This window comes from Mesorhizobium sp. M9A.F.Ca.ET.002.03.1.2, from assembly GCF_003952365.1.
GTDB lineage: Bacteria > Pseudomonadota > Alphaproteobacteria > Rhizobiales > Rhizobiaceae > Mesorhizobium.
In genome coordinates this window covers 4263570-4290350 of sequence record NZ_CP034443.1, presented here as the reverse complement: position 1 = coordinate 4290350, position 26781 = coordinate 4263570, and the positions used below count along the sequence as shown (strand labels likewise).

The following is a 26781-nucleotide window of genomic DNA, read 5'->3' as shown; positions in this document are numbered from 1 at the left end:
GCCCGATCCGGAGTTTTGGCGATGAACAAATTCAACCCAGCAAAGCCTGCCGGCGCGCGCAGCGTCGACGAGATCACCGGCAGCCGCCGTTTGCGCCGCATGCGCAAGGCCGACTGGTCACGCCGCCTCGTCCAGGAGAACCGGCTGAGCGTCGACGACCTGATCTGGCCGATTTTCGTCGTCGATGGGAAAAATATCCGCGAGCCGATCGCTGCCATGCCCGGTGTCTTCCGCCTGTCGCTCGACCTTGCCGTCAAGGAGGCCGAGCGCGCGGCAAAGCTCGGCATTCCAGCGATCGCCACCTTCCCCAATGTCGAACTCGGCCTGCGCGACCAGACCGGGTCGCACATCCTCGACCCGGAAAACGTCATCAACCGCACCACGCGCGCCATTAAGCAGGCGGTGCCCGAGATCGGTATCATCACCGACGCAGCGCTTGATCCTTTCACCTCGCATGGCCACGACGGCATCTTGCGCGACGGCATCATCGTCAACGACCAGACGGTGGAGCAGGTCACGGCGGCTGCCGTCATCCAGGCTGCGGCGGGCGCCGATATCATTGCCCCTTCCGACATGATGGACGGCCGCATCGGCGCCATCCGCGACGCGCTCGACGCCAATGGGTTTCAGGACGTGGCGATCATGTCCTACGCGACGAAGTTCGCCTCAGCCTTCTACGGTCCCTACCGCGAGGCAGTCGGCACCGCCGGCCTGCTCAAGGGCGACAAGAAGACCTACTATCTCGACCACGCCAATTCCGACGAGGCGCTGCGCGAGGCCGAGCAGGACCTCGCCGAGGGCGCCGACATGCTGATGGTCAAGCCTGGCCTGCCCTATCTCGACATCATCCGCCGGCTGAAGGACGAATTCCGGATGCCGACCTTCGCCTATCAGGTGTCGGGCGAGTATTCGATGATCAAGGCGGCCGCCGCCAATGGCTGGATCGACGGCGACAAGGCAATGCTGGAATCGCTGCTGGCCTTCAAGCGCGCCGGCTGCGACGGCATTCTGACTTATTTCGCGCCCGAGGTGGCGGAGATGCTGAAGGGTAGGCACTCGCATCATTTTGGGATTTTAGTGCAATCCGCTAGAATGGACTCATGAGCAGGAATGAGGTCATCGAACGGTTGCAGAGAAACGCAGATGCCATCAAAGGCATGGGCGCGACTTCGCTTTATCTGTTCGGGTCGGCGGCGCGGGACGATGCACAGCCGGACAGCGATCTTGATCTGTTCATCGACTATGATCCGGCGCGGCGCTTTTCTCTGATCGATCTGGTCGGCATCAAGCAATTTCTGGAAGAGAAGATGTCAGCGGAAATCGACATCACCACACGCGACAGCCTTCATCCTATGTTGAAGGCGGAGATCGAACAATCGGCCGTGCGCGTATTCTGATGGCAGTCCGCCGGATCGAGCCGATCCTAGCCGAGATTTTAGCGGGCTTTGGATGGGATCGCGGCGGCCACCGCAGGAAAGACCCTGGAAGATTTTCGTGACGACTGGCTGCTTCGCCATGGCGTCGAGCGCGGCATCGAGATCATTTCCGAAGCCACCCGGCACATTCCGGACGAGTTGACCACTCTTGCTCCGGAAATTCCCTGGAAATAGGTTCGCGGAATAGGGAATATTTTGCGTCACGAGTATCACAAGACCTCCGATGCCATCGTCTGGGCGGTGGTGACGGACAACTTGCCGTCACTACGCGTTGCCGTCGAACGTATCCTCGAAGCATCCGATCCAGAGCGCGGCAAATAGCACATTCCTCGCCGTGCGCTTGATACGGCATACTGGCAAATTCCGTCCCGTGGTGACATCGGACCGAACGGCCAACGGCTGCGATCGTTGCGGTACGGTCGTTTGCTGCCCACGGCGCGCGAAAATACCACTTGCAATTTGCAATCAGTTTGCTACAAAACAACCGCTTGCAAATTACAACTGGTTTAGGAGGCAGCCGTGTCCAAGCTCCGCGTCAATGCATTCACCGTGTCGATCGACGGCTATGGCGCCGGTCCCGACCAGGACCTGAAGGACCCGCTGGGTGTTGGCGGGGAAGCCCTGCACAAATGGATGTTCGGCACCCGCACCTTCCACAAGATGACGGGCGAGGATGGCGGGGCCACCGACACGGACGAGGCGTTCGCGGCGCGGAGCTTCGAAAATGTCGGCGCATGGATCATGGGCCGCAACATGTTCGGGCCGATCCGCGGCGAATGGCCGGATGACAGCTGGAAAGGCTGGTGGGGCGACAACCCGCCCTACCACGTGCCGGTCTTCGTGCTGACCCACCATGCGCGCGATCCGATCGTCATGGAGGGCGGAACGACCTTCCATTTCGTCACCGACGGCATTCACTCAGCGCTGGAAAAGGCGAAAGCAGCGGCTGATGGCAAGGATGTACGGCTGGGTGGCGGCGCCGCCACGATCCGGCAATATCTCAGGGAAAAGCTCATCGACGACATGCACCTGGCGATATCGCCGATGCTGCTCGGCTCCGGCGAGAGCCTTTTTGCGGGCATCGACATGGTCAAGCTTGGCTATCAGTGCACGGAGCAGGTTGCGACGCCGGATGCAACGCATATCATCATCGAGCGGACGTAGTCACAAGGATTGTTGTCTGCGGCGCTGCGGCGCTCGGAAGTAACGGCATGGATCCTAGGGTCTCCGCGACGTCGCTTCGCTCCTGCTCCGCCCTAGGATGACGAATGCATGGTAGCCCTTGGCCAATCGCCAACGTAGGAAGTTGGCCGAAAGCGACACCCCGTCGTCATCCTAGGGCGTAGCGAACGCGAAGCGGAGCGCAGACCCTAGGATCCATGCCATGACAAAGGCCGAAGAGCGCAGCGATGCAGGGGCGCGCCGTGCTTTCCCGTCTGTCCGCACCCTCCCGCTGGAATGGCCGAGCGAAAGGAAGTCGGGTAATCCGAAGCAGTCTCAATACTTCTCCGGCACGTACAGCTCGCGCGGCAGCACCTGGCGCTCGTATTCGGGATTGAAGACGCGCTCGGGCAGCGTGATCTCCTCGTTCGGGACTTCCTCATAGGGCATTTGCTGCAGGAGATGGTCGATGCAGTTCAGACGCGCCCGTTTCTTGTCGTTGCCCTCGACGATGAACCAGGGCGCCTCGGGAATGTTGGTGCGGGCGAACGTCTCTTCCTTGGCCTTGGTGTACTGCTCCCAGCGCACGCGCGACTGCAGGTCCATCGGCGAAAGCTTCCACTGCTTCATCGGGTCGTGAATGCGCATCAGGAAGCGCATCTGCTGCTCCTCATCGGTGATGGAGAACCAGTATTTGACCAGCGTGACGCCTGAACGGACGATCATGCGCTCGAACTCCGGAACGTCGCGGAAGAACTCCTCGACCTGATCGGGCCCGGCAAAGCCCATCACCCGCTCGACGCCGGAGCGGTTGTACCAGGACCGGTCGAACAGGACGATCTCGCCGCCTGCCGGCAGATGCGGGACATAGCGCTGGAAATACCATTGCGATTTCTCGCGCTCGGTCGGCGCCGGCAGCGCCACCACGCGGCAGATGCGCGGATTGAGCCGCTGGGTGATGCGCTTGATGACGCCGCCCTTGCCGGCCGAGTCGCGGCCCTCGAAGACCACGACAAGCTTCTTCTTGTGGTAAGCCACCCAGGACTGCAGCTTGATCAATTCGGATTGCAGCGCGATCAGGTCGCGAAAATACTGCATGCGGTCGATCGAAGGCGGATGCGCCTTCTTGTAGATCCTGGCGATCTCCAGCGACAGCGCCGGCTCCGACATTTCCAGCTCGTAGTCTTCGTCGAGCGTGTCCGCGAGCTCCGCTTCCAGCCAATCCCTGGCCGGAGAATTCTGTTTCGATTCGGTCATTTGCGCTGCTCCGCGTGCAAGCCCCTGCCGGGCGCCCCGCCACCCGGCCTGCCCGGCCGGGATGGACTCCTGAGCCGACTTGCATACAGGCCGGCAATGACGGTTTTATTGCAGTCGGCCTGCGTGCTGGTGGCCGCTTCCAATCCGCGAGATGTGATCGGTCCCTCCCTGCGGCGCGGGGCGACAAGCCGCGAGAATTGTCCTACAAATGCCAGGCTTATTTCGGGCTGCCCTTGAGGCCCTCTCCCAACACAATCGTGAGGATCTGACATGGAATACCGCACACTCGGCCGTTCGGGGCTGAAGGTTTCGACGCTGACCATGGGCACCATGACCTTCGGCGGCGCCGGCGCATTTTCGGCGGTTGGCAAGACCGATCTCGACGAGGCGCGCCGGATGATCGACCTCTGCATCGACGCCGGCATCAACGTCATCGACACGGCCAATGTCTACTCGAACGGGCTTTCGGAAGAGATCATCGGCGAAGCGCTCGGCGGCAAACGCAAGGGCGACGTGCTGATCGCCTCGAAAGCGCGCATGCGGATCGGCACCGGCCCCAACGACGAAGGCCTGTCGCGCTACCATCTGATCCGCGAGTGCGAGAGAAGCCTGAAGCGCCTCAAGACCGATGTCATCGACATCTATTTCCTGCACGAATGGGACGGCACGACGCCGCTCGAGGAAACCATCGCCGCGCTCGACACGCTCGTCAGCCAGGGCAAGGTCCGTTATGTCGGCTGTTCCAACTATTCCGGCTGGCAAGTGATGAAGGCGCTAGGGATCAGCGACCGTCAGCACCAGCCGCGCTTCGTCACCCAGCAGATCCACTACACGCTGGAGGCGCGCGAAGCCGAATACGAACTGCTGCCGATCTCGGTCGACCAGGGGCTTGGCGTGCTGGTATGGAGCCCGCTTGCCGGCGGATTGCTGTCCGGCAAATACAACCGCGACAGCCCCACCGCCCGCCAGCTCAGCGGCTGGTCGGAACCGCCGATCCGCGACGAGGACCGGTTGTGGCGGATCGTCGATGTCCTTGTCGAGATCGGCACGAGCCATGGCGTGTCGGCGGCGCAAGTGGCGCTTGCCTGGCTGCTCGGCCGGCCTGCCGTCAGTTCGCTGGTGATCGGCGGCCGGACCGAAGCGCAGTTCAAGGACAACATCGCCGCTGCAAGCCTGGTGCTTACCGACGACGACCGCAAACGGCTCGACGCGGTGAGCAGGCCGCCGGTGCTCTACCCCTATTGGCACCAGCAGTTCACGGCAAAAGACAGATTCGGCCCGGCCGATCTGGTTCTTGACCGGGATGGCGCCTAGCAGGGGTCAATCGCCGTAACGCTACCCCGAAATATTGCGCCAGACCTCGGGATTGGGCTCGATCTGGCCGCTGAGCAGGAAATATTGAGATGCTCGGCGATTTGAAGGGGCGTGTTGAGCTTCTCGGCCAGGAAGTCGCGCGCCTCGGCCGAGATCCAGTCATTGGCCTTGGTCCCATCGACCAATCCGCGAGCCCAGCCCAGGAGGTCCTCCCGGTCAGGATGCGTCAGATCCTTGAAGCCGTATGTCTGGCGAAGGACGGCCAATTGTTCACAGCGGGTCGGAGAGCGCCGGGTAAAATTCGTGAGCACATCCGGCTCGAGGCCAAGCTGGTCGAAGGCCAGTGCGACCTCCGGGATCATTTCGCCGCGTTGGATCAAACGCCCCGGATAATGAAGCGCAGAGCTGGGGCGCCAGGCCTTCGCACCCTTCACATGACTTACGCTACAGGACAAGATATGTGACAATTTGGAAGATTCTGGCGCACCGATTTGTGGGCGTCACCCAAAACGGACGTATAAATGACAGCCCTGATCGGATATGCGCGGGTACCCAAAGCCCACGGCAGCCAAGTCCACGACTTGCAGCGCGATGCGTTGATCAAAGCGGGTGTTCTTCCCGACCATATCTATGAGGACGGCAGATATATTCTCTGGTGCCCAGACGGCCAACATCTAGCTGGCTCGACGCGGTCGTCGCCGATCTCGCCGCTTGAGAGGTAAGCTGATGAAGTCGCCTTTCGGACGAAGAGTCGGCCGTGCCGTCTATTATCTCCGCAACATTGCGCGAGACAGTGCGCCGCAGATCATTTTCAGGAGCCGACAGAATGCGATCGTTGGCAGAACGCACCAATACGATGCCGATTATCTGTCATGGCGATTAAACTACTACAACAGGCTCTCGGAATGTGTGCAGGGCGGGCCGTACTCCTCCACCGTCAGCAGCATTCCGATGAGCAAGAGCATGTACTACTACGATCTGAAGGAGCATGCGCGTTATTTCCCGAGGCACCTGAAGCTAAATCATCTCTTCGGTGACCTGCGGTATGTTCCCGACAACCCGAGCATCGTCAAGAGTCGTCCGATCGCAGGAGACAACCGAAATTCCGTCATCATGAAACTTGTGAAGTTTCGGAATTTCTATTTTCCGACAGACCGAAGACCTTTCACCGACAAGAGGCCGGTCGCGGTTTGGCGTGGCGGCCAGAACAATCCGAAACGCCTCGAGCTTGTTCGACTCTATCACTCGCATCCGCTCTGCGACGTCGGTCATACCCATGGTCCAAAGAATGACCTTTCACATCGCCAGTTCCTGCAGCCTGCCGAGCAGATGGAATTCAAATACATCATCTCCATCGAGGGGAACGACATGGCCACGAACCTCAAATGGATTCTTGCGTCGAACTCCCTCTGCCTGCAGCCGAAGCCCGAGATCGAGACCTGGTTCATGGAGGGGCGGCTTGAAGCCGGGAGACACTATGTCGAGCTACGCGACGACTTCGCCGATCTCGAGGAGAAGATCCTCTACTACGAGCGCCATCCCGATGAGGCGATGGAGATTATCCGCAACGCGAACGCCCATGTCGCCCAGTTCCTCGACAGCGAGCGCGAGCAGCTCCTGTCGCTGCTCGTCCTCTGCAAATATTTCGTTCTGACCGGACAGATCGCGGCCGATCCCGCCTGGGCGGATCTGATCATGTCTCGTACCGAGGGGGCGCCTATTGCGCGCCCGGCCGCGCAAATGTCCTCGGCGCCGGGTCGATGGGACCAAGGCCAATGACGTGATCTCGGCCGAGGCGCGCGACTTCCTGACCGAGAAGCTCAACACGCCCCTTCAAATCGCCGAACCCGCGTCAGCGGCCCATCCACCAGGGAATTTCGCACCTGTTATGCCCAAGGCTATTGCATCTGCACATGCTGGCCGGATAGAGGTCTGATAGCTGCCGGGGGCGCTCACAATATATGTCGCAAAATATGTCGCAAAATCCGTGTTTCTTTTTCGCTGCCGATCATAACTATTTCCCGTACGCCTGCTTAGCCGCGCGACGTGTGTTGGACGTATCCGGTCCTATCAAGGGCTTTCTTCTTCAGACTGGTGTCGGCGCAAAAGACTTGGAGGTCGGTGAACGCTTACTGGGCTCCGCGGTCAGTATCCTTGACGTGTCGAAGTTCATGGAAGCAACGAATTTTAATCCGGGCCATCTGAGCTTGGCGACCTATATCAGGCTGTTCGCGGATCAATTGCCTGAATTCGAGCCCTACGATCACATCGTCTATGCCGACAGCGACGTACTCTTCAATCGATCGATAGCCGACCTCGCCCACACACAACTGCAGGCGCCATTATTGGCCGCTCATGATGAGCAATGCTATTTCGACACGAAGTATCGCCGGCGCCTGCCGATGAAGCCCGGCGCGCCGAAATTCAATGCGGGCGTGCTGGTGTTCAACATGCCCATGGTGCGGCGAGAGGGTCTATTGCAGAGGACCCGAGAACTCGCCTCGCAGCGCATCGATGAAATGGACCAGGGTGCACTCAATGTCGCTTTTGAAGACAGATGGCAGACGATGCACCCATACTGGAACCTCATGACGAATTTCAACAGCCAGGTACGATTCGACAAGGCATTTGCGCGTCATTTCACGCGTGGCAAGCCCTGGTCGAACCGCCCGATAGGTGTCGAGTTGGAGGCGTTGGCCATCTATCGCCAACTCGCAAAGGACACGCCTTGGGCAGGTCATTTCGCCCGGCATACGCGGTTCGCCCTCAAACGGTTTACCAGAAAGCTTGATGGCATAATGGGTTTCCTCGCCAACGACGAGAAACTCCGGCGAAGATCCCTGTTCGACGCTGAAGAGACCAGCAGGATTTTTGCGGACCACGCGGATCGGTTGATGATGGCCGTGCGATATCCCGAGCGCGTTTCGGGAATTGAAAGGTAAAAACGCACGCCGCCTCGGCACCCTCCGGTTAGCCTTCCAAACAACGTCAATGAACACGGGCACTTCAGCGGGTCGCGCAACGCCGAGCACGGAAATGACGGTGCGGGCCTATGATCGCTGGACCACGGCATGAGGGAGCGTTCGTATCAGACGGCAGTCAGCACGGCCTGCAAGGAATTGATCGGTCGCCGTCCGGCATCCGCCGTAGTCGTTGTAGTCGTCAAGGATCATGAGCCCGCCTAGGCTCAACACCTCTAGGGTCCGCTCAAGGCAGAACTTGACCGGATCATGCCAATCGCAATCGAGATGGGCCAACGCTATCCTGCTTTTCGGATGAAAGTGCACCGTGTCTTCGAACAGGCCCTTGTGAAAGACGATCCTTTCGCCATCGACCGGGACGCCAAAGTCCGTGAAGCTGGCACTCACCTTGTCGAACAGATCGCCTTGATACCCGTAATACGTGTCACCGCCAATGCCCCTGGATCGTCCCGATCGGATGGTCTCGTAACGGGCCTTGGATTTTTCATCGTCCTGTTCGGTCGGGCTCGGAATCATGCCAAACACATCGTAGCCGTGGAAATGACGGTCGCCGTCGAGCTCGGACGCGATGTAGATGGCCGAGCCACCGAGTGCGATACCGTATTCGATGAAGTCGCCGGGGACCTTTTCACGCCTTACCTGCCTGATAGCGTCCCGGAGGCTGATAAACTTTGCGTCCGAAAGATACGTCAGCCGAGCGCGCTGCACCGAGCGGGCGACGGCCGGCACTCTAAGCCCGTTTGCATTCTTCAGTAAGCGTCGAGTCAGTCCTGACAGCATCGTGCGAAGCTAGGCAGCAGCCTAGCGATTTGCAAGCGCAGTGAAGACTGCCAGAATACCGGCCGCTATTTCAGCATCCTGCCGATGGCATTACGCCTTTTGCGCACGGATCGGGCGGCCTTTGCCATAAATTTCTTGATTCCGTGCTCGGTAAAAAGGAAATCGGTAATCGGTCGGTCATTGATCCATTGAACACCGCCACCGGCAGACAGCGTGGCGCTGACGAAGATCGTGTCCCCGCGCGTTGCCACGATGTCGACGTGTGAGAGCGCAAAATCGATGTGTGATTAGGAGAGCGTCGCCGGTCGCGAAGTTGTTATGTACTTTCATGCCGGCGCGTCGCCACTTCTGCGGGTTAAGAAAGTATGTGAAGATCACTTGGCGGCCCGGCGCATGCGCGGCAAGTGCCCGGAAAAATTCGGCCAGATCATTGATATATTCGAGCGATCCCGCGCAAACGACAACATTGAAAGGTACGTTTGGTAGCCTGAACTCCTTGTTGAAGTCCACGACAAAGGTTCCAGGAAGATCATTGACGCAATCGACCGGCACATACGTACTGGCAGGGGAAATGAACTTCTTCAGCTTCTGATCGCCCGCACCTATGTCGAGAACGGTGTCTGTCGCTCGGATCAGCTTTGCGATGATACCTGCCCTGAATTCCCAATCGGGCTGTGCCCCGACTGCTACGCTGCGCCATTCATCAATATCTGTCTGCATCTTTCACCCCCTAGCCAGCATCGCGTGAACATAGGCCCTAGTTCCACGTCAGAGGCAAGATGGGAGCGAAATATAAAAATCGTCGCCATCAGAATACACGATCGACATGAACGGCCGCGGCAACAACGCCCTGGTCATCTGCTAATTTAGCTAACTGTAAAACGCCAGCCTTCATCGCCATCAATGCCGCCTGAGCTCAATGGTCTTGGGTGGCTTGCAGTTTTTGCGACCAAGAAGCGCGGGCGTGTCAATTCTCGCGGCCAGATGGCGAGCGCGCGCAGTTAAAAAAAGCCGTCAATGCACATCAAAGACAAGAGATACTGAATTCCATCGCAATGGCGTCTTGTCCTGCTACAGGCAGAGCCGTCCATTTCGCAAATAGCATCGTAAATTGCCTGAGCGACATATTTGACACAAGCCGACCGATACGAGCCGCGCAGAGGCGAACAAGAAGATGATGCTCAACAGGACCGAGGCCGCCCGCCTTCGCAACAAGCCGTTAAAACGCCAACCTCACCGTAAAGCTTCGCTGGCAGCTAAAGCGACGTCGGAACTTTCACCTTCAAGCCATGGGCTTCTAAACGTGCGTGAAGGTCGCTGGTAATGCGCTTCTTCACGTCATCGAATGCCGGTTGGCGTACAGGTAAGCTTTCGATGCGCGTGCGCGGGAACAATTTTGTTCGAACCGACGGGATACCGATCAGGTCGATGACCGCAGTCCGGCCGTCGCGACGACCGGTATAAACGACCGGGATGCCCATCGCTGCGCAAGGCATGGCGCTGTGAATGCGGCTAGTGACGACCAAGCCCGCATTGAGTCGGTAGAAGTCGAGCAGGTTCCTTGCCGCCTCAAATTTGACTTCGCTCGCCATCGGAAACGGCAAAATGTGCCCGATCTGGCTAGCCCGCTTGCGCTCCGACCGCGCGAAGTGGCGCCGTTTCTGATCCACGAGGATCACCTTCGGCTCGGCAGGTTCCTTCTTTCGGGCCGGGAATGTCATCGTCGCGCAGCCGCTCACATAGGCATCGACACCCCATGACTTGACGATATCGGCCGTCGCCTGATCACGGCATCCGATTGGCGCAAAGCGCTCGAAATATGCCTTATGCTTTTCGAACACGGACGCGACCTTCGGGGTCAGATGAAAGCCGAAGAAGATCGGCGTGATCGCTGGCGCAGGTGGCCAGTTCTGCGGCTCGTGCGTGAACCAGCCGTTCATGAGGACGACGCACGGCTCGCCATCATATCGATGCAAGAAGTCACGGTCGACCAGGCTGTATTCCTGATCGATATGCTGCGCGACAGCGAGCGTTTGTATATTATCGCCGATGTTGTTGGTGTTAGGATAATTCAGCAGTGCGATATTCATTCTCTGTTCTCAACCCTCGACGCATTCTGTTCACAACCCCCGAAGCATAAAGAATCCCGCGGTCCCGTTACGCCTGATGAATGCGGAGATCAACATCAATTACCTCGCTCGGAGTTAAGGCGCGCGGACTGATGCAGCCCGGCGAGCCTGCGATGGAACAGCGCCTGCGGTGCGTTATCGCGCATGGCATTGCGGAACCGCGTGGAGCCGGTCCCTGCCGGCCATCCATGGAGCCGATCGGCCTTTGCGGTGTTGTATTTGCAGCCCAATGCTCCTAGGCAGGGCTCAAGAGCCTTCAGGATCGTGAAAGGAAGAGATATGGCGCGAGCACCGAATTACGGCCAGGAACGCAAGGAACGCGACCGGCAGAAGGCCGCCAAGAAGGCGGAAAAGCTGGCGGCCAAGGCCGCAGCCAAGGAACGTTCGAAGCCCGAGGACGAGACCAAGCCCGAGACTGAAACGGCAGAGTAGAACTGCAGGGCAATCGCATCAGACAAGAGATAGCTCCAACTCATGTTGGAATGCCCCACTGTCGAAGTCGGCGCCGTCCCGCCTGCCGGCACCTTCTCCCCGTATAGTGACGGGGCGAAGGGGGCTGGCCGCAAACTTGGCACGCTTTCCGCAACGCTGCAGATTAGCGAAATCCCTTGCGAAGGCGTCTTTCTCCCCGTCCGGGGAGAAATGCCCGGCAGGGCAATGAGGGGCAGCGCAAACCTGAAGCGATTTGCCCAGAGTAAAACGGTATCCGGCCCGCGAGGCGGACCGGATTTCGCTGTGCCTTCAGGCCGGCGCCTTGTCGCTGACGAAGACGTTCACTTCGCGCGCGGCGGCGATGAAGGCGCGCCTTGCGGTCATGGCCGGTTTGTCGCCGGCCAGCGCATCATGGCAGGCCTGCAGCCCTTCGCGATGCTTTGGACTGCGCTTGCCGGGCCAGTTGTTGAGGAGGTAATCGGAAGCCTCGCGCACCGTACGCAAGAGCTGATTGGTTCCCGCCGTGCCCTTGACGGTCACGAGTGTTGCAAATCGGTTGTTTTCCATCGCCGCTCTTACGCCATCGGCGCTCGCGAAGCGAGGGCCAAAGTGGTTGCCTCCGCAATCAGGCCGCGACGACGGCGAATCCCCTGGCGCGCAGGCCGCGCCGGTCATTGTGCAATGATGTCACCAGCCGGTCGCGGCTGCCGACGATATGAGCCGAAAGCCGGCGCGCTGCCTCGCCGGCATCGCCGGCCCGCACCGCCGCCAGAATGGCATGATGTTCGGCCCAGGCACGACCGAGTGCCGCCTCGTCGCGAACCTCCAGCCAGCGCGCGCGCGACAGCCTCGTCATCGCATCGCGGACCGCCCTGAACAGGAACTCGTTGCCGGACAGGCGCGCCAGCTCGATGTGAAAATCCATGCCGACGCGGTGCCATTCCTCGCGAGGGGTGCCGGCGTCGCAGGAGTCCAGCATCGCCTCGAGGAGGTCGACGGCGCCCCTGTCCTCCAGGGCACAGGTCAGCCTGAGTGCCGCGACCTCGACCGCTTCGCGGTAGACGGCGATCTGCTCGAGCTCGGCGAGGTTGATGGGCGACACCGTCCAGCCGCGGCCGTCGCGGCAGACCAGACCTTCCGTCTCGAGCCGTAGCAATGCTGCCCTGACCGGCGTGCGCGAGGCGCCGAAGCGGCCTTCGATCCAGCGTTCCGTCAGCCGCTCGCCCGGACCGACCTCGAGGCCGAGGATCATCTCGCGAAGCCCAATTTCGACATTCTGCATCTGCGACATCGTGGTTTCCGTTTTTCCGCTGTTTTGCTGGCGATCGGCTCGCTGACTACAGTTTTGCCAATCACGTTCGAGCGGGCCGCATTGACAGTGGCCGGGCTTGCGTCCATGACGGATACCAGATTGGTATCCCAAAATGGTATCCGGAGCAAGTTTTCATACGAGCTGGCCGGACAGGACGACATGCCGCAACAAAGCACCCCTGCCCCGCAAGGCGCCCACAACATCCACTGGCGGCGCAATCTCGCCGTGTGCTTCGCCGGCTCGTTCAGCACGCTGATCGCGATGACCCTGCTGCTGCCCTTCCTGCCGCTTTATGTCGAGCAGCTGGGTGCCGAGGGGCACGCGGCGATCGTGCAGTGGTCCGGCATCGCCTATGGCGCCACCTTCTTTGCCGCAGCACTTGTGGCGCCTCTGTGGGGACGGCTGGGCGATCGCTACGGCCGCAAGCTGATGCTGGTGCGCGCCAGTTTCGGCATGGCCATCTGCATGTCGCTGACCGGCATGGTGGAGACTGTCTGGCAATTGGTGCTGCTGCGCCTGCTGATCGGCTTCGCCGGCGGCTATTCCTCAGGTTCGACCATTCTCGTCGCCATGCAGACGCCGAAGGACCGGTCCGGCTGGGCGCTCGGCGTGCTGTCGGCCGGCATTACGGCCGGCGCCCTCGTCGGTCCCCTGCTCGGCGGCGCGCTGCCGCCCCTGATCGGCATCCGCGCCACCTTCCTGCTCGCCGGCGGCGTCATTTTCCTGGCGTTCCTGGCAACGACTTTTCTCATCAAGGAGAACCCTCGCCCGGCAATCGACACATCAGCATCGACCGAGAAGCGGCAAGGCGGCTGGGCGCAGATTCCCGACAAGCGCCCGATCGTCGCCATGCTGGCGACCGGCATGCTGTTGAGCTTCGCCACCATGTCGATCGAGCCGATCATCACGGTCTATGTCCAGCAGCTCATCGAGGATCAAAGCCTGTTAACACTGACCTCCGGCGTCGTCATGTCGGCGGCGGCGCTTGGCGCCATCCTGTCGGCCTCGCGTCTCGGCAAGCTCGCCGACCGCGTCGGCCACTGGAACGTCATCGTCGGGGCGCTTGCCGTCTCGGCGCTGCTCCTGATCCCGCAGGCCTTCGTCACGCAGGGCTGGCAGCTCGTCGGCCTGCGTTTCCTAATGGGGCTGGCGCTCGGCGGCCTCCTGCCCTGCATCACCAGCGTCATCCGCCACAATGTTCCGGACGGCGTCGGCGGCAATGTGCTCGGCCTGTCGATCTCGGCGCAGTATGTCGGACAGGTCGCCGGCCCCCTGCTCGGCGGCTTCGTCGGCGGTCATTTCGGCATGCGCGCGGTGTTTCTCGGCACATCCGTGCTGATGGCGGGCGGAGCGGCGTATAACTGGCTGGTCCAGTCGCGCCGCGCGCGCGACATGCTGGTGCAAGCTGGCGAGTCGTGACACGGTTCGGCAGTGTCGCAGATTGAATTGTCGGCCGTCATCTTTTTTTGCTGATAAACCCGTTCGATGAACAGCAAGCTGAAAGACTGGGCACGCGCCGTCAAGCGAGACGCGCATGCCGTCTACCTCGCAGCCGGCGATCCTCGCACGCCTTGGTACGCAAAGGCGCTGGCGCTATGCGTTGCCGGATATGCACTGTCGCCCATCGACCTTATTCCCGACTTCATACCGGTGCTGGGATATCTCGATGACGCGATAATCGTGCCGCTCGGCATTCTGGCTGTGATGAAGATGATTCCGCCGGAGGTCATGGCCGAACATCGAGCCGCCGCCGCGCTGGCCGCGGAGCGCCCGGTGAGTCGCACCGCCGCAATGGTGATCGCCTGCGTCTGGGGCGTATCGGTCGCACTGGCTGCGTGGCTCGGCTATCGCTACTTCACCGGCTGAACGTCAAACCGAGACATTTTTGAAGCCACACCCGTCGTCTGGCAACTCACGGAGGATCCCAATGAGCACGGCCGAGCAACCAGCAAGCGGCAGCGGCCGCATCCTCGTTTTCGCCAGCGGCCTGTGCGGCGCGGCCGGCGTGGCGCTCTCCGCCGCGGCGGCGCATCTGGGCGGCGCATTCGTCGGCATGGTCGCGTCCTTCCTGCTCATGCATGCGCCGGTCTTTCTTGCCGTCGGCCTCGTCGGCGCAAACCGGATCCTGCGAACCGCAAGCCTTGTCCTGCTTGTCGGGCTTGTGTTGTTTTGTGGTGATCTCCTCGCCCGGGACTTCCTCGGCTCGCGGCTGTTCCCGATGTCGGCGCCGATCGGCGGCACCTTGCTCATCGCCGGCTGGCTGGCGGTTGCAGCCTCGGCGCTGGTGCGCCCACGTTCCTGAGGCGGCATCCCGCACTCATCGAGGGAGTTTCAGTTGGCATGGCTCCCCGCTCAAGGTGCGGCGCTTGCGGCAAACGGCCGGGTCCCGTTTCCGCCAACAACGGGCAATCGGACGACAGTTAATCTTGCCGGCGCTCGGGCCGGACCGGCAGCTCGCGATTGCCTGCGGCCGGCTTGGTCAGGCGCCGCCGCTCCGGCCTGTCGGTGGCCGGCGAGATGCCCCAATAATTGCGATAGATGTCTTCGAACAGATGATGGATCGGATGCATGAGCTGGTTCCCTTTTTTCAACTTGAATCGATTCAACCGACAGGCATGAAAACGCGCCGCCGATCAGCTCCGCTTGCGCTCCACGAGAAAACGCAGATCGCGAACCCACGGACCGGCGCCGCCGCGACGTCTCCGGGTCGCCGCGTTCGAGGTAATGCTCCAGTCGTTGCGATAAATGTCTTCGAACAGATAATTGACGGGGTGCATGGCGCTCTCCTTCCTGAATCGATCCAATCGACAATTGGCGATACACTTGGATCGATTCAAAAATATACCCCTGCCTCACCGATGTCAAGCAAAAATTTGAATCGATCCAACGAAAGTGCTAGGCAGGGTTCCGCAAAAGTGTCCCACGGTTTTGCGATAGGAACCTGCGACAGACAAAGAATCTAAGCAGGCATTCGTGGGCCAGCCCACGAATGCCTGCTTAGACAGGAATCCGGAGGCAGAAAAATGGCGTCATCCACCGAAGGCAATGCAAGACCCGTCCGGCTGGCCGATATCGCCAAAGCCGCCGGGGTTTCGCACGGCACCGCCTCCAACGTGTTCAGCCGTCCGGAGATCGTGCGCGAGGAAGTCCGCGAACGGGTCAAGGCGGCGGCCGAGGCGATGGGCTATGCGGGTCCGGATCCCAAGGGCCGGCTGCTGCGCGCCGGCAAGGTCAACGCGATCGGCGTCGCCACGACCGAGCCGCTGTCCTATTTCTTCGACGATCCCTTTGCCCGCACGATGATGGCCGGGATTTCCGAGGCCTGTGATGCCACCGGCGCCGGAATAGCGCTGGTGTCCGCCGGCAATGAGGAGAAGCTTGCCTGGAACGTCCAGAGCGCGCTGGTCGACGGCTTCATCCTGTTCTGCATCGAGGGCGGCTCACGCCTTGTCGAGCTGACGCGCGAACGCAAACTCCCCTTTGTCGCGCTTGAACTCGGCTTCGACGACGACACCGTTTCGGCGATCGGCGTCGACAATGTCGCCGGCGCCCGCCTGGCGGCGCACCATCTGGCCGAGCTTGGCCATCGGCGCTTCGCCGTTCTGGCGCTGCCTTTCGCCGACGACAGCACCGGCCTTGTCACGCCGGAGCAGGTTCGCACGGCCGTCTATACCGGCACGCGCGATCGCCTCGTCGGCTATTTCGAGGCGCTTTCCCGGTTCGGCGTCGATACCGCCAGGGTGCCGGTCTACGAGACCGAAAACGACGAAGCCAGCACAAGGGCCGGCCTCGAAACGATCTTCGCCTCGGCGGAGCCGCCGACGGCCATCCTGGCGATGTCGGACCGGATGGCCATGATCGCAATCGAGTGGCTGGCCGCGCGCGGCATGGCGGTTCCCGACGACGTCTCCATCGTCGGCTTCGACGGCGTGCCCGACGCCGCGCTTTGCGATCCCCCGCTCAGCACGGTGGCCCAGCCGATCGCCGAGATCGGCCGCCGGGCGGCACGAACGATACTCGATTTCGACGGCACGGTGCGACGCGAGACGCTCGGCGTCGAGCTTGTCGTCAGGGCATCTTCCGGACCGCCGCCCAAAACAGCTTGAGCCGGACGGCTAGAGCGCAGACCCAGTCAGTTGGCTACCGCCGATGGCCAATATGGGGGTGGAATGCTGCCATTCGTCTCGTCGATTGGGAACAAGAAAGTGGCGCCATTTCCTGACCTTCGAGGCTCGTCTCCAAACCTGCCCTTTGCGCTACGACGTGATGCGACTCGTCGCGGTCGTCTGCGATAACCACGACAAACGGCTCGATTGAGCGAAAAGTTGCCAAGCGGCATTCGACCCTTGTGCATATATTTGGCTGGTTCCATAGTCGGGTGCAATCGACCCTGTGGGCAAGACAGTTGGACGAGCGCGAGGTGTTCGCCGCAGGGCTATTATTTGCTTGCCAGCAGCAGCGTTTTCGACTGCAAGCGGTTGTGCGACAGATGTTCTTTGGGGGACAAGCTTGGGATGACCATCGTTCTCGTTCATGGAAATCCGGAAACGGAGGCGATCTGGGACGATCTCATCCCGCATCTGCGCGACGATGACATTGTTCGGCTGTCTCCACCCGGATTTGGGTCCGTCATCCCTGCCGGCTTCGACTGTTCCATTGATGCTTATCGCGACTGGCTTGCCGGCGAACTCGAGAAGTTGGCGCAACCGATCGATCTCGTGGGGCATGACTGGGGCGGGGGACATGTCATGCGTATCGCAATGGACCGCCCGGACCTAATACGGTCTTGGACGGCCGATGTTCTGGGCGCGCTCGACTCGGATTACGTCTGGCACGACCTGGCGCAGGTCTGGCAGACACCGGAAATCGGCGAGCAGGCGGTTGCGCAGATGGTCGGCACGCCGGCCGAGGCCAGAGCCAAGCGGTACGAGAGCTTGGGCATGACCTCGACGATCGCTGAAAAGGTGGCGGCGGGTGCGAACGCGGAGATGGGCAGGGCAATCCTGGCACTGTACAGATCAGCCGCTCAACCGGTGATGTGCGAACTCGGAACCGGCTTGCCGCGGGCAGCCGCCAAACCCGGCCTGGCGCTGAGCGCGACGGAAGATTCCTATGGCGGCGGCGAGACGCTCGCGCGCCGTTCTGCCGAGCGCGCCGGGGCAAAGGTTGCCGTTCTGGAAGGGGCGGGTCATTGGTGGATGTGCCAGCATCCAAAGCAAGGTGCTGACGCGATCAACGCGTTCCTGGCAAAGCTGAACTAGGCCAGAACCGCGTTCTCGGTGCCGCCGGCGGCGACCAATCGCTGCATGTCTTCGATGGCTCGCTGCATCCTGACAATCGGGCCGCGCTGGTTGGCGCACCTTGGGCGGGGGCAGCCATTCCTGCCGAATGCCCCACCAGACCGCCCTCTTCCTGCTGTCGGGTTTGGTCGCCTTGTGCGGGATTGAGTTTCGACCCTACAGGCTGGCACTTGCCGTCATGCCCCCTACACCGAAGGACGCATGGACAGCCGGCGCCTCGCTGCGGACCGGCTTGCTCTTGCCGCCAATACCCGACAGCCATTCGAGATAATAGGCGAGCGCGAACTGCATGGCGATGCCGGCTGATATCAGCAGGCTGTCATAGGCAAACCCGCCCGGGTTGATCAGCTTCATCACCTGCGCCGCCATGGCGATCAGCGTGCCGGCGATGAAAACCGGCAGCGAGCGCTTGCCCAATATGGCGAGCGGATGGTCACGGCTGGTGCGGAACAGGTTCGAGACAGAAGGAATGGCCACCACCAGGTAGCTCACGGCCAGGATGTGCAGCAACCTCGGCAGCGACAGGAACGTTTTGTCGAAGCCGGTCAGCACCACGGGCAGATCCAGCCACGACACCCGCCCCCACAGCGGGCTGTGCACCCAGACCAACGCTCCGGCGACATAGATTGCCGCCGCGCCGACCAGCCAGCGGTTGACCGGAATGGTGCCGCCGCGCCTGACATGCAGCATGCCCGCCATGCCGATGGTGAAGAGGAACTGCCACGACAGCGGATTGAGGAACCAGAAGCCGGACTCCGGATAATTCGGCGGGGCGATCTGGTAGATCCCGGCAACCAGCCACAGGACTCCGGAGAGTGCGAGCGCCGCCAGGGGCCTGTAGCTGACGAGGAGCAGGAAGGCCGGCGCCATCAGCAGCAGCACTGAATAGACCGGCAGGATGTTGTTGTAGCCGAGCTGATGGCCAAGTGTGACGATGCCGATCAAAGCTTGCGGGGCGTTGCTGATCAACGGCCCGATGTTGATCATCGTCAGTATCTCCGGCCGCTTCGCGAACACCGCCGCCGCGCAGAAGATGGCCACCACCACCATCGTCGTGACGATGTGGGCGATATAGAGCACGCCGGTGCGGCGCCATAATTTCAGTGCCGCCAGGAGCCGGTTTCCGGGCTGGAACTTTGAGCCGTAGGCGAGCGCGACGGACATGCCCGAGATCAGCACGAAGGCCTCCGCGGCATCCGAAAAGCCGAAATTCTTGTAGGTCAAGGTTTCGAAAACGGTGCCCGGCACGTGATCGACAAATATGATCAGCAGAGCGAGAGCGCGGAACACGTCAATACGCGTATCGCGATCCGGGACACGCGCGCTGCGATCCGGGATACGCGTATCCCGTCCCTGCGAAATCGGTATGGTCATCGATAAAAGGCCTCAAAGCTGGTTGTTCATGCCCGGAGATTCGATGCGACCGCCCGGCGCAACGCTTCAACTCCTGCCGCAGGAGGAATATCAGCGGAAAACGGGTTGAAATGCGCCCGGTTCAATCAACTTTGTAGGGGCTCGAAAATATTCCGTTTTGAAGCCGGCAAATTAAGAAAAATCGCATGAAATCAAAAGGATGCAACCATGGCAGAAAAACCTCCGGAAGATGGCTTTTTGCGGCGCGACCTGGCGTTTTCCTACCGGCTTTACCGACCTGTGGATTTGAGCGGCGAATGCCTTTTCCTGCTGCATGGATCCGGCGTCGACGAGACGACGCTGGTGGCGCTGGCGCGGCAGATCGCACCGCGCGCCGTGCTGGTGGCGGTCCGTGGCCGCATCGCCCAGGAGGACGGTTTCCGCTGGTTCGGGCGGATCACACCGACGCGCTTCGAACAGCAGAGCATCCGCACGGAGGCGGACGCTTTCGCGGGTTTCATCGCCGAGGCGGCGAAGCGCCACGGTCTCGATCTCTCCCGAACGGTTTTTCTCGGCTATTCGAACGGCGCCAACCTGGTTTCGACCGTGATGCTGCTGCATTCCGGCCTCATCGAACGGGCAGTATTGCTGCGCCCGATGCCGGTGCTGGACGACGTGCCCCCGGCCGACCTCGGCAAGGCGCGCGTGCTGGTCATTGCCGGCGCCGTCGACCTGACCTACGCGCCCTTCGCGCCGGCGCTGGTCGCGTTGCTCAGCCGGCATAGCGCCGAGGTCGACGCCCGCATCATTGCCTCCGGCCATGAGATCGGCGATCGGGATGCCGGAATCGTCAGGCAATGGCTGGCAGGCCCAGCAATCGCCATTGCGCAAGCGGACTGACAGGGCGTTCGAGCTCACGGCGTTCGTCATCATTCGACCGCGACTCTGGCCTCCGCTCCGCCAATCAGCAGCGCAAGGCAGCTTTCGCAACAGGGCTTTGTGACCGCCGGCGCTACAATGGGCTAGGATTTGCACAACCGTGGCCAATTCTGCGGCGGCGTCCAGCGTGGCACCGCAACGTAGTGCTGGCTTGACCGGGTGTCCCGTGGTTCAGGGGCCCATTTGATTATATAGCATCTGACATCAACGAATCTGCAAACTGTATATCGTTTATATCAAGTCTTAATTTGGGTGAGTCTTCGGACACCCGGCCGGATGTCCTCAAAAACACTCCCCCATGACCTGAGGGTCAGGGGCGGGTGAATCACATGACATCCCCATTCGCGACCCAAGCGCTTGATTTTCCGCTCTTCGTAGCCGACTTTAGCTGATGAACAGCCGCATAGGAAACGATCTCATGGCTAAAGCCGCACAACCATCCGACACCGAGAAGCTCCGTGTCAATGAAAAGAAATGGACTAAGCCTCTATGGGCAGCCGGGTGGAGTGGCATTCCGAACATTATTATCGAGAAGCAGGCCGCCCTCGGGCTCGATCCCCTCGACATGAACATCATCCTTCACCTCACCCAATACTGGTGGAAGGCAGACAATCCTCCGTGCCCTTCGGTCGGCACGATCGCCACGGCGCTTGGCGTCACCGAGAGGACAATCCAGAAACGTATCAAAGCGCTTGAGGAACTGCACTTGATTGAACGCGTGGAGCGCCGTCAAACAAAGTACGGCAGCATGCCGAACATATACAAACTCGATGGGCTCATTGCCGCAGCCACTCCTTACGCGCAAGAGAAGCTGAAGGAGATCGAGCAGGCGAAGGCGGCAAAGAAAGCTCGTATTCTACGAAAGAAGCCCGTGCTTTCCGTGGTCAAATAACAAAATTCGCGACGTAGCTCAGCTGGATAGAGCGCCTCGCTTCGACATAGTAGTAAACAGCGCACCTACTATGGGTGAGGAGGCCGCGGGTTCAAGTCCTGCCGTCGCGCCCAAATTTCTTTTTCCGGCCAGCACCGTGTCTGTGCCCGCCGCTGCTCATCGCAGCTCGCTCGCTTGCTACGCTGCGCCGTCAAGATGCATAACGAGCCGCCGTGGGATAACTACCCCCGCCCCATCCGGTTCCAGGCATCCAGCCCTGCGATCTTGTAGGCTTCGGCCAGCGTCGGATAGTTGAAGGTGTTGTTGACGAAGAAATCGACGGTGCCGCCGAGATTGATGACCGCCTGGCCGATATGGATCAGTTCGGTCGCGCCTTCGCCGACGATATGCGCGCCAAGCAGCCGACGCGTTTCGATCGAGAACAGAAGCTTCAGGAAGCCGGTGTTGACGCCCATGATGTGGCCGCGCGAGGTCTCGCGGAAGCGCGCCACGCCGACCTCATACGCGCCGCCGCTCTCGCGCACCTGCTCCTCGGACTGGCCAACGGTCGAGATCTCAGGCACGGCGTAGATGCCGTACGGAAAGGTTTGCGGCGGCGGCGGCAAGGGCTCGCCGAAGGCGTGGCAGGCGGCCACCCTGCCCTGTTCCATCGAGGTGGAGGCGAGGCTCGGAAAGCCGATGACGTCGCCGGCGGCATAGATGTTCGGCGCGCTGGTCCGGAAGGTCTGCGGATCGACCTTGATGCGGCCCCTGGAATCGGCCTCGATGCCGACCACGTCCAGGCCGAGCGCGCCGACATTGCCGGTGCGTCCCGCGGCATAGAGCACCATCTCCGAGCGTATGGTGCGGCCGTCGGCGAGCGTCACCTCGGCGTAGTCGGCTTTCGAGGCGATCTCCTTGATGGCGCTGCCCAGCCGGATCGTCATGCCGCGGTCGCGCATCTGATGGATGAAATCGTCGACGATCTCGCGGTCGACGAAATCGAGGATGGTGTTGCGCGGCTCGACCAGCGTCACCGGCACGTCGAGCGCCGAAAAGATCGTCGCGTATTCGACGCCGATGACGCCGCCGCCGATCACCGTCAGCGTCCGCGGCAGGCGCTCGAGTTCCAGCATCTCGTCGCTGTCGAAGACACGGGTCTTGTCGAAGGGCACGTCGCGCGGCCGGTGCGGGCGGGTGCCGACCGCGATCAGCGCATGCGCGAAACCGACTTCGCTGTAATCGCCGGCGTCCGTCGTCAGGCTCGCTCTGTTGGGGCCGAGAAACTTGACCGCGGCGCGCGCGCTCCTGACCGTGTTGCGCATGAACTGGTGCTGCAGCACCTCGACCTCGTGATCGAGCGTCTTGTGCAGGCGCTCGATCAGGTCGCCGACCGAAATGTCCTGCTTGACCCGGTAGCCGCGCCCGTAGAAGCCGCGTTCGCGCCAGCCCGAGAGGTTGAGCACGGTTTCCCGCAGCGTCTTCGACGGGATGGTGCCGGTGTGCACGGAAACACCGCCAAGACGCCGGCCCCTGTCCACCACCAGCACGGATTTGCCGAGCTTGGCCGACTGCACCGCGGCACGGCGCCCGGAAGGCCCGCTGCCGATGACCAGCATGTCATAGTCCATGTCGCCCCGCCCCTCGCCTGCACTCTTGTTGCGCTGCAGCAAACTAACGCCATCCGCGCTGCGAATTCAACCGGTTCAGGCTGCGCCCGGCGCCGCTTCCCATCGTATGCCGTGGAAAGGCTTGATCTTGATTCCGCCGCAAGACTTCACCATTTCAAGGCCAGGCGGCCCGCACTCTATCCCGGGCCTGATTACGAGGAAATGACATGAACGCGCGCGTTCTCGACGGCGAAATCATCACCACCAGGCTCGATGATATCAGGGCTTATGACGGCGTGCGCACGCGGCGTGTCCTCGCCTTCATCGTCGACTATTGCATCGTCGCGCTGCTCACCATCCCGTTCGCGATCCTGGTGTTCTTCCTTGGGCTCTTGACGCTCGGCCTCGGCTGGATGCTGTTTTCCGTCCTCGTGCCGGCCGTCGCCATTCTCTACATCTGGAACACGCTTGGCAGCGCCGACCAGGCCACGACTGGCATGAAGATGATGGGGATCCGGCTCGACCGTCTGGACGGCACCCGCATCGACGGGCTGACGGCCGTGGTGCATTCGGTGCTGTTCTGGGCCGGCAACGTCATCCTGACGCCGCTGGTCCTTCTGGTGACGCTGTTTGCCGACCGCAAGCGCACGCTGCACGACCTGCTGCTCGGCACGGTGGTCAGCCGCAGCGACCGCTGAGACAGCTTTTCCGAGTTCCCACGAGCGTTTATGCGCAAATATGAGGCATCCTGTCGGCCGCGCTTTCACAATCCTGTTGAATTTTTCGCCGTCCGCGCCAAAGGTAGAGAGATTCGCAGGAGTGTTTCCAAGGTTCGATGACGCACCATCCGACCCAGTCGCCGCAGTTCTTCCTGACCGCGCCGTCACCGTGCCCGTATCTTGAGGGCCAGTTCGAGCGCAAGGTGTTCACGCATCTGGTCGGCGACAAGGCGCCGGAGATGAACGACCTGTTGACGCAAGGCGGCTTCCGCCGGTCGCAGAACATCGCCTACAGGCCGGCCTGCGAAACCTGCCGCGCCTGCGTTTCGGTACGCATCCTGGCCCAGGAATTCACCACCAGCCGCAACATGAAGCGGGTGATACAGCGCAATTCGGACCTCGTCGGCGCCATGCACGACGCCCAACCTTCCACCGAGCAGTACTCGCTGTTCCGCAGCTATCTCGATGCCCGCCACCGCCGCGGCGGCATGTCCGACATGACGGTGCTCGACTACGCCATGATGGTCGAGGACACCCATGTCGACACCAAGGTCATCGAATACCGGCGCCGCGGCCCCGACACCTTCATCACCGGCAAGGGCCAGGGCGAGCTGATCGCAGTCGCCCTCACCGACAAGATGGCCGACGGCCTGTCGATGGTTTATTCCTACTTCAATCCGGACTTCGAGGACCGCTCGCTCGGCACCTTCATGATCCTGGATCACATCGCCCGCGCCAGGGCGATGGGCTTGCCCCATGTCTATCTCGGCTACTGGGTCAACGGCTCGCGCAAGATGAACTATAAGATGCGCTTCATGCCGCAGGAGCATCTCGGCCCCAAAGGCTGGGAACGCTACGACCACGAAGCGGTTTCGCGCTGATCCGCTCTCTCGCCAATCATCCTTAAAACCGTTCCAAGGAGGATACTGCTGGCTTTTCGGCCATTTGGCTGAAGGGACAGACGCTGGCCAATTTTGCGCCCGGCCTCCAAACTCATTGCGAGAATTGCCGCATGTCATCCCATATCGACCACCAGAAGGGTCTTCTCATCACCGCCATCGGCGGGCTGACGCTGACCGTCGACATTCCACTGATCCGGCTCGCCGACGGCGAGGCGTGGACGATCCTGCTACTGCGCACCGGCACCACCTTGGTCGCGGCGCTGATCATCTGGGCTGTCTGGCGCTCGCTGAGCAGGAACGCGCCGCAGCTCATCCCCGGCTGGTCGGGCCTGGTTGTCGCCATCTGCTACGGGCTGACCTCGGTCACCTTCATCACCAGCATCTATCACACCACGACCGCCAACCTGGTCTTCATCCTGGCCTTCAACACCGTGTTCGCGGCGCTGCTGTCCTGGGTGGTCCTGAAGGAGCGGCCGCGACCGGCCACGGTGGTCGCGATGCTGGTCATGATCGTCGGCGTCGCGATCATCGTCGGCGATTCGATCGGCACCGGACACCTGTTCGGCGATTTCATGGCGCTGTGCTCGGCTTTCTTCATCGCACTGGCCATCACCCTCTCGCGCGCCAGCGGCAAGGACATGGGATTCGCTTCGCTGATCGGCGTGATCCTGCCCCTGGGCGTCGCGGTGTTCATGGTCTCGAGCGAAGGCTTTCAGGTGAACGCGCCGTGGTGGATCATCTTCAACGGCGCCGTCATCATGCCGATCTCGTTCTTCTGCCTCGCCAACGGGCCGAAATACATTTCCGGGCCTGAGGTGGCGATGTTCTATGTGCTCGAAACCGTGCTGGCGCCGGTCTGGGTGTGGATGGTCTTTGCCGAAACGCCGTCGCGCAACAGCCTGATCGGCGGCGCGATCCTCATCGTCACGCTGGTCGCCCATTCGCTATGGCAGCTGCATGAGGGGCGCAAACGCCGCGCAGCCCTTGCGGTCAGTCACCCGGCCTGAGATTTCTTCTCGGCAACGATTTCGATTTGCGGCGGAGCACCTTCCAGCTCCGCCGGTGCCGCCGAGGCAAGTTCATCGGCCAATTCCACCTCGCGCAACCATTCGCGCCAGATCGCGACCAGCAATGCCATCAGCACCGGACCAATGAACAGGCCGAGAAAGCCCATCGTCTTGACGCCGCCGATCAGGCCGAAAAAGGTCGGCAGGAACGGCAGCTTTATCGGGCCGCCGACCAGTTTCGGACGCAATGTCTTGTCGACGATGAACAGTTCGACGGTCCCCCAGATGAACAGCGCCAACCCGGCCATCAGCGAGCCGCTGGCGGCGAGATAGACCGAGACAAGCGTGAAGGACAGCGGGGCGCCGCCGGGGATCAGCGCCATGATGCCGGTCAGGGCGCCAAGCGTCACCGGCGACGGCACGCCGGCCAGCCAGTAGGCCACGCCCAGCACCACCCCCTCGCCGATGGCGATCACGGTCATGCCGGTCACCGTCGAGGAAATCGTCGCCGGCACGACGCGTGAAATCCGCTCCCACCTGGCCGGCAGGATGCGTTCGCCGAGACGGTCGACTTGCCCGGCGAAATGCTCGCCGTCGCGATAGGCGAAGAACAGCGCGATCATCATGAACAGCAGCGCCAGCAGAAGCCCGAAGGCGCTGCCGCCGGCGGCCAGGACGCCGCGATAGATGCTGCCGATGTTGGCGCCGCTGATCAGCTGGATCAGTTCGCCGATGCCGCCGGGATGGCCGAGATTGCGCGTCCACTGCTCGTTGAGCCAGTCGCCCACCACAGGCAGCGTGGCGATCCATTGCGGCGTCACCGCGCCGTCGCGGTTGGTCTCGATCGCCCAGCCGACCCATTCGCGGACTTCGTTGGTGGCGTAGGCGCCGGCGAGCGCAATCGGCACCACCAGGAAGGTGAGGATGAACAGGATCGCCAATGTCGCGGCGATCGTGCGGTTGCCGCCGACAGCGGCAAGCAGCCGCCGATAGAGCGGCCAGCTGGCAAAGGCGATAACGAGAGCGGCCAGCACGGGGACCAGGAAACCATGAAAGAAATAGACCCCGGCGGCGACGATCAGCACCAAGAGCCAGCGCGCCGCCGACAGCGGCGGAATGACGGCGGATCTGACCGGCGTTGACAGGCCGAACAGGCGCTGCTGCCCTTCCGGTTTCCGAATCCTAGCTTCTTTCAAATGCCCATCGCTCCCAAACGCATCCGCCCCGCCTCATGTAGCGATGCTTATGCAGGATCATAGTGCAGCAATCGTGACGATA

At 61.5% G+C, this 26781-nt stretch carries 28 protein-coding genes, 1 tRNA gene and 3 pseudogenes; 20 read left to right on the top strand and 12 right to left on the bottom strand.

Going from position 1 to position 26781, the window contains the following annotated elements:
* The first annotated feature begins 21 nt into the window (after positions 1-21).
* The 4 genes and pseudogenes from hemB to EJ066_RS20585 all read left to right on the top strand — a co-directional run bounded on the left by hemB (position 22) and on the right by EJ066_RS20585 (position 2600).
* Complete coding sequence (gene hemB, locus EJ066_RS20600) at positions 22-1104, top strand: porphobilinogen synthase (protein ID WP_126041136.1); 1083 nt, start codon at positions 22-24, stop codon at positions 1102-1104.
* Positions 1101-1397: a nucleotidyltransferase domain-containing protein gene (locus tag EJ066_RS20595; RefSeq protein WP_126041134.1), complete on the top strand. Its 297-nt coding sequence runs from the start codon at positions 1101-1103 to the stop codon at positions 1395-1397. The genes hemB and EJ066_RS20595 overlap by 4 nt, the downstream gene beginning before the upstream one ends.
* 48 nt (positions 1398-1445) lie before the next feature.
* Positions 1446-1757, top strand: a pseudogene (locus EJ066_RS20590) (HepT-like ribonuclease domain-containing protein).
* 198 nt (positions 1758-1955) lie between these two features.
* Entirely contained in the window at positions 1956-2600 is a 645-nt protein-coding gene (locus EJ066_RS20585; RefSeq protein ID WP_126041132.1) for a dihydrofolate reductase family protein, read from the top strand.
* Between the two features lie 333 nt (positions 2601-2933).
* Here EJ066_RS20585 and ppk2 read toward each other — a convergent pair whose 3' ends face one another.
* Positions 2934-3854, bottom strand: a complete 921-nt coding sequence (gene ppk2, locus EJ066_RS20580) for a polyphosphate kinase 2 (protein WP_126041130.1) — start codon at positions 3852-3854, stop codon at positions 2934-2936.
* A gap of 270 nt (positions 3855-4124) precedes the next feature.
* On the opposite strand from ppk2, the gene EJ066_RS20575 reads away from it, so the two are divergent.
* Positions 4125-5168, top strand: a complete 1044-nt coding sequence (locus EJ066_RS20575) for an aldo/keto reductase (protein WP_126041128.1) — start codon at positions 4125-4127, stop codon at positions 5166-5168.
* A gap of 182 nt (positions 5169-5350) precedes the next feature.
* Here EJ066_RS20575 and EJ066_RS32150 read toward each other — a convergent pair.
* Positions 5351-5588: pseudogene (locus tag EJ066_RS32150) on the bottom strand (DUF4158 domain-containing protein); the annotation flags it as partial.
* Positions 5589-5689: 101 nt separating this feature from the next.
* Between EJ066_RS32150 and EJ066_RS32145 the strand changes: the two are divergent.
* The 3 genes and pseudogenes from EJ066_RS32145 to EJ066_RS20555 form a co-directional block, all read left to right on the top strand.
* A pseudogene (locus EJ066_RS32145) lies at positions 5690-5806 on the top strand (recombinase family protein); the annotation flags it as partial.
* An 88-nt stretch (positions 5807-5894) separates the two neighbouring features.
* Entirely contained in the window at positions 5895-6947 is a 1053-nt protein-coding gene (locus EJ066_RS20560; protein WP_126041124.1) for a glycosyl transferase family 90, read from the top strand.
* Between the two features lie 182 nt (positions 6948-7129).
* Positions 7130-8110, top strand: coding sequence for a glycosyltransferase (locus EJ066_RS20555; protein ID WP_126041122.1), 981 nt, complete (start codon positions 7130-7132; stop codon positions 8108-8110).
* Positions 8111-8218: 108 nt separating this feature from the next.
* On the opposite strand, the gene EJ066_RS20550 is transcribed toward EJ066_RS20555, so the two are convergent.
* The 3 genes from EJ066_RS20550 to EJ066_RS20540 form a co-directional block, all read right to left on the bottom strand.
* Complete coding sequence (locus EJ066_RS20550; protein ID WP_189644330.1) at positions 8219-8878, bottom strand: TylF/MycF/NovP-related O-methyltransferase; 660 nt, start codon at positions 8876-8878, stop codon at positions 8219-8221.
* A 228-nt stretch (positions 8879-9106) separates the two neighbouring features.
* Complete coding sequence (locus EJ066_RS20545; protein ID WP_126041118.1) at positions 9107-9649, bottom strand: methyltransferase domain-containing protein; 543 nt, start codon at positions 9647-9649, stop codon at positions 9107-9109.
* Between the two features lie 536 nt (positions 9650-10185).
* A complete protein-coding gene (locus EJ066_RS20540; protein WP_126041113.1) occupies positions 10186-11019 on the bottom strand; it encodes a polysaccharide pyruvyl transferase family protein in 834 nt (277 codons plus the stop codon).
* A gap of 318 nt (positions 11020-11337) precedes the next feature.
* On the opposite strand from EJ066_RS20540, the gene EJ066_RS20535 reads away from it, so the two are divergent.
* Entirely contained in the window at positions 11338-11490 is a 153-nt protein-coding gene (locus EJ066_RS20535; RefSeq protein WP_126041111.1) for a hypothetical protein, read from the top strand.
* Positions 11491-11799: 309 nt separating this feature from the next.
* Here EJ066_RS20535 and EJ066_RS20525 read toward each other — a convergent pair whose 3' ends face one another.
* Complete coding sequence (locus tag EJ066_RS20525) at positions 11800-12057, bottom strand: DUF982 domain-containing protein (RefSeq protein WP_126041109.1); 258 nt, start codon at positions 12055-12057, stop codon at positions 11800-11802.
* A 58-nt stretch (positions 12058-12115) separates the two neighbouring features.
* Positions 12116-12781 (bottom strand): GntR family transcriptional regulator, encoded by a 666-nt coding sequence (locus EJ066_RS20520; RefSeq protein ID WP_126041107.1) that lies wholly within the window; start codon positions 12779-12781, stop codon positions 12116-12118.
* A gap of 180 nt (positions 12782-12961) precedes the next feature.
* Here EJ066_RS20520 and EJ066_RS20515 point away from each other — a divergent pair, with 180 nt between their 5' ends.
* The 3 genes from EJ066_RS20515 to EJ066_RS20505 all read left to right on the top strand — a co-directional run bounded on the left by EJ066_RS20515 (position 12962) and on the right by EJ066_RS20505 (position 15104).
* Positions 12962-14221, top strand: coding sequence for a multidrug efflux MFS transporter (locus EJ066_RS20515; protein ID WP_126041105.1), 1260 nt, complete (start codon positions 12962-12964; stop codon positions 14219-14221).
* 66 nt (positions 14222-14287) lie between these two features.
* Positions 14288-14668 carry a YkvA family protein gene (locus tag EJ066_RS20510; protein ID WP_126041102.1) on the top strand — a complete coding sequence of 127 codons (381 nt, stop codon included), beginning with the start codon at positions 14288-14290 and terminating at the stop codon, positions 14666-14668.
* A gap of 61 nt (positions 14669-14729) precedes the next feature.
* Positions 14730-15104 carry a DUF423 domain-containing protein gene (locus EJ066_RS20505; protein ID WP_126041100.1) on the top strand — a complete coding sequence of 125 codons (375 nt, stop codon included), beginning with the start codon at positions 14730-14732 and terminating at the stop codon, positions 15102-15104.
* 118 nt (positions 15105-15222) lie between these two features.
* Here EJ066_RS20505 and EJ066_RS31485 read toward each other — a convergent pair whose 3' ends face one another.
* The gene (locus EJ066_RS31485; protein WP_189644329.1) at positions 15223-15372 is read right to left on the bottom strand and encodes a hypothetical protein; all 150 of its coding nucleotides are present in this window, start codon (positions 15370-15372) and stop codon (positions 15223-15225) included.
* A gap of 63 nt (positions 15373-15435) precedes the next feature.
* Positions 15436-15579 (bottom strand): hypothetical protein, encoded by a 144-nt coding sequence (locus EJ066_RS20500; RefSeq protein ID WP_126041098.1) that lies wholly within the window; start codon positions 15577-15579, stop codon positions 15436-15438.
* Between the two features lie 246 nt (positions 15580-15825).
* Between EJ066_RS20500 and EJ066_RS20495 the strand changes: the two genes are divergently transcribed.
* Entirely contained in the window at positions 15826-16908 is a 1083-nt protein-coding gene (locus EJ066_RS20495; protein WP_126041096.1) for a LacI family DNA-binding transcriptional regulator, read from the top strand.
* 336 nt (positions 16909-17244) lie between these two features.
* Entirely contained in the window at positions 17245-18063 is an 819-nt protein-coding gene (locus tag EJ066_RS20490; protein ID WP_210211035.1) for an alpha/beta hydrolase, read from the top strand.
* Between the two features lie 195 nt (positions 18064-18258).
* Here the strand turns inward: EJ066_RS20490 and EJ066_RS20485 are convergent, their stop codons facing one another.
* Entirely contained in the window at positions 18259-19476 is a 1218-nt protein-coding gene (locus tag EJ066_RS20485; protein WP_126041094.1) for an OpgC family protein, read from the bottom strand.
* A gap of 207 nt (positions 19477-19683) precedes the next feature.
* On the opposite strand from EJ066_RS20485, the gene EJ066_RS20480 reads away from it, so the two are divergent.
* The 3 genes from EJ066_RS20480 (at position 19684) to EJ066_RS20470 (ending at position 21399) form a co-directional block, all read left to right on the top strand.
* Entirely contained in the window at positions 19684-20355 is a 672-nt protein-coding gene (locus EJ066_RS20480) for an alpha/beta hydrolase (protein WP_126041092.1), read from the top strand.
* 457 nt (positions 20356-20812) lie between these two features.
* Entirely contained in the window at positions 20813-21286 is a 474-nt protein-coding gene (locus EJ066_RS20475; protein WP_126041090.1) for a helix-turn-helix domain-containing protein, read from the top strand.
* A 7-nt stretch (positions 21287-21293) separates the two neighbouring features.
* Positions 21294-21399, top strand: a tRNA-Arg gene (locus tag EJ066_RS20470).
* A 108-nt stretch (positions 21400-21507) separates the two neighbouring features.
* Here the strand turns inward: EJ066_RS20470 and sthA are convergent.
* Entirely contained in the window at positions 21508-22896 is a 1389-nt protein-coding gene (gene sthA, locus EJ066_RS20465) for a Si-specific NAD(P)(+) transhydrogenase (RefSeq protein WP_126043988.1), read from the bottom strand.
* A gap of 206 nt (positions 22897-23102) precedes the next feature.
* Here sthA and EJ066_RS20460 point away from each other — a divergent pair, with 206 nt between their 5' ends.
* The 3 genes from EJ066_RS20460 (at position 23103) to EJ066_RS20450 (ending at position 25503) form a co-directional block, all read left to right on the top strand.
* Complete coding sequence (locus EJ066_RS20460) at positions 23103-23573, top strand: RDD family protein (protein ID WP_126041088.1); 471 nt, start codon at positions 23103-23105, stop codon at positions 23571-23573.
* Between the two features lie 137 nt (positions 23574-23710).
* A complete protein-coding gene (locus tag EJ066_RS20455; protein ID WP_126041085.1) occupies positions 23711-24475 on the top strand; it encodes an arginyltransferase in 765 nt (254 codons plus the stop codon).
* A 131-nt stretch (positions 24476-24606) separates the two neighbouring features.
* The gene (locus EJ066_RS20450) at positions 24607-25503 is read left to right on the top strand and encodes a DMT family transporter (protein ID WP_126041083.1); all 897 of its coding nucleotides are present in this window, start codon (positions 24607-24609) and stop codon (positions 25501-25503) included.
* Here EJ066_RS20450 and EJ066_RS20445 read toward each other — a convergent pair.
* Positions 25491-26699 (bottom strand): AI-2E family transporter, encoded by a 1209-nt coding sequence (locus EJ066_RS20445; protein WP_126041081.1) that lies wholly within the window; start codon positions 26697-26699, stop codon positions 25491-25493. The two genes, EJ066_RS20450 and EJ066_RS20445, sit on opposite strands and share 13 nt — an antisense overlap.
* Positions 26700-26781: the final 82 nt, after the last annotated feature.

Coding starts and splice junctions, on each gene's coding strand:
- hemB (WP_126041136.1), top strand. CDS start 22: ATGAACAAATTCAACCCAGCAAAGCCTGCCGGCGCGCGCAGCGTCGAC.
- EJ066_RS20595 (WP_126041134.1), top strand. CDS start 1,101: ATGAGCAGGAATGAGGTCATCGAACGGTTGCAGAGAAACGCAGATGCC.
- ppk2 (WP_126041130.1), bottom strand. CDS start 3,854: ATGACCGAATCGAAACAGAATTCTCCGGCCAGGGATTGGCTGGAAGCG.
- EJ066_RS20575 (WP_126041128.1), top strand. CDS start 4,125: ATGGAATACCGCACACTCGGCCGTTCGGGGCTGAAGGTTTCGACGCTG.
- EJ066_RS20560 (WP_126041124.1), top strand. CDS start 5,895: ATGAAGTCGCCTTTCGGACGAAGAGTCGGCCGTGCCGTCTATTATCTC.
- EJ066_RS20555 (WP_126041122.1), top strand. CDS start 7,130: ATGTCGCAAAATATGTCGCAAAATCCGTGTTTCTTTTTCGCTGCCGAT.
- EJ066_RS20545 (WP_126041118.1), bottom strand. CDS start 9,649: ATGCAGACAGATATTGATGAATGGCGCAGCGTAGCAGTCGGGGCACAG.
- EJ066_RS20540 (WP_126041113.1), bottom strand. CDS start 11,019: ATGAATATCGCACTGCTGAATTATCCTAACACCAACAACATCGGCGAT.
- EJ066_RS20535 (WP_126041111.1), top strand. CDS start 11,338: ATGGCGCGAGCACCGAATTACGGCCAGGAACGCAAGGAACGCGACCGG.
- EJ066_RS20525 (WP_126041109.1), bottom strand. CDS start 12,057: ATGGAAAACAACCGATTTGCAACACTCGTGACCGTCAAGGGCACGGCG.
- EJ066_RS20520 (WP_126041107.1), bottom strand. CDS start 12,781: ATGTCGCAGATGCAGAATGTCGAAATTGGGCTTCGCGAGATGATCCTC.
- EJ066_RS20515 (WP_126041105.1), top strand. CDS start 12,962: ATGCCGCAACAAAGCACCCCTGCCCCGCAAGGCGCCCACAACATCCAC.
- EJ066_RS20510 (WP_126041102.1), top strand. CDS start 14,288: ATGAACAGCAAGCTGAAAGACTGGGCACGCGCCGTCAAGCGAGACGCG.
- EJ066_RS20505 (WP_126041100.1), top strand. CDS start 14,730: ATGAGCACGGCCGAGCAACCAGCAAGCGGCAGCGGCCGCATCCTCGTT.
- EJ066_RS31485 (WP_189644329.1), bottom strand. CDS start 15,372: ATGCATCCGATCCATCATCTGTTCGAAGACATCTATCGCAATTATTGG.
- EJ066_RS20500 (WP_126041098.1), bottom strand. CDS start 15,579: ATGCACCCCGTCAATTATCTGTTCGAAGACATTTATCGCAACGACTGG.
- EJ066_RS20495 (WP_126041096.1), top strand. CDS start 15,826: ATGGCGTCATCCACCGAAGGCAATGCAAGACCCGTCCGGCTGGCCGAT.
- EJ066_RS20485 (WP_126041094.1), bottom strand. CDS start 19,476: ATGACCATACCGATTTCGCAGGGACGGGATACGCGTATCCCGGATCGC.
- EJ066_RS20480 (WP_126041092.1), top strand. CDS start 19,684: ATGGCAGAAAAACCTCCGGAAGATGGCTTTTTGCGGCGCGACCTGGCG.
- EJ066_RS20475 (WP_126041090.1), top strand. CDS start 20,813: ATGGCTAAAGCCGCACAACCATCCGACACCGAGAAGCTCCGTGTCAAT.
- sthA (WP_126043988.1), bottom strand. CDS start 22,896: ATGGACTATGACATGCTGGTCATCGGCAGCGGGCCTTCCGGGCGCCGT.
- EJ066_RS20460 (WP_126041088.1), top strand. CDS start 23,103: ATGAACGCGCGCGTTCTCGACGGCGAAATCATCACCACCAGGCTCGAT.
- EJ066_RS20455 (WP_126041085.1), top strand. CDS start 23,711: ATGACGCACCATCCGACCCAGTCGCCGCAGTTCTTCCTGACCGCGCCG.
- EJ066_RS20450 (WP_126041083.1), top strand. CDS start 24,607: ATGTCATCCCATATCGACCACCAGAAGGGTCTTCTCATCACCGCCATC.